The 950-nt window shown below is 67.3% G+C and carries 2 protein-coding genes; both read left to right on the forward strand.

Annotated features, from left to right (window positions below):
* The first annotated feature begins 69 nt into the window (after positions 1-69).
* Complete coding sequence (locus QSK17_RS35675; protein ID WP_285711116.1) at positions 70-351, forward strand: transposase; 282 nt, start codon at positions 70-72, stop codon at positions 349-351.
* Positions 348-950, forward strand: a 603-nt coding sequence (locus QSK17_RS35680; protein ID WP_285711117.1) for an IS3 family transposase, incomplete at its 3' end; no start/stop codon positions are given. The genes QSK17_RS35675 and QSK17_RS35680, both read left to right, overlap by 4 nt.

Raw genomic sequence — 950 nt, forward strand, 5'->3', positions numbered from 1 at the left:
CTGGTCTTGCCCCGGTTTGGTGGACACCTGATCTGTGGGGCACCCTGTGCCCCTGAAAGAGGAGTCCACGTGCCGAACTACCCGTATGAGTTCCGCCGGCAGATGGTGGGGCTGGTGCGCTCGGGACGGACGCCGGAAGATCTCGCCCGCGAGTTCGAGCCTTCCGCACAGACGATCCGTAACTGGGTACGCCAAGCCGACATCGACGACGGCCGCCGCGACGGCATGACCAGCGCCGAACGCGAAGAGCTGACACGACTGCGCCGGGAGAACAAGATCCTCCGCGAGGAGAAGGAGATCTTGCGTAAGGCCGCGGCTTTCTTCGCGCGGGAGACGGATCTGCCGAGATGAAGTTCCGGCTGATCCATGCGGAGAAAGACCACCACGATGTCTCCCTGCTGGCCCGGGTGCTGGGTGTGTCGCGCCAGGGCTACTACGCCTGGACCAGACGGCAGCGGCACGGGCCATCCCCTCGCGCCCGGCACGACGCGATGCTGACGAAGAAGATCCGCGCCCACCACACAGCCTCCGATGAGATCTACGGGGCGCCCCGGATCCATGCCGATCTGCGGGAGATCGACCACATCAGGGTCGGGCGCAAGCGGGTGGCCCGGCTGATGCGCGCGGCTGGGCTGGCCGGGGTGTCGCGCCGCAAGGGGTGCCGCACGACGGTCGCCGACCGGAAGGCGGCCGCTGCCGGCGATCTGGTGAAACGAAACTTCACAGCCGCCGAGCCGAACCGGTTGTGGACGGCCGACATCACGTACGTGCCGACCTGGCAGGGCTTCCTGTACCTGGCGGTGGTGCTGGATGTGTTCTCGCGGCGGATCGTCGGCTGGGCGATGGCCGATCACATGCGGACCGAGTTGGTGAGCGATGCGCTGGCGATGGCGATCCACCAGCGCCGTCCCAGTGCCGGGGTGATCCATCACAGCGACAAGGGCAGCCAG

The sequence above is a fragment of the Microtetraspora sp. NBRC 16547 genome (assembly GCF_030268965.1).
GTDB lineage: Bacteria > Actinomycetota > Actinomycetes > Streptosporangiales > Streptosporangiaceae > Microtetraspora.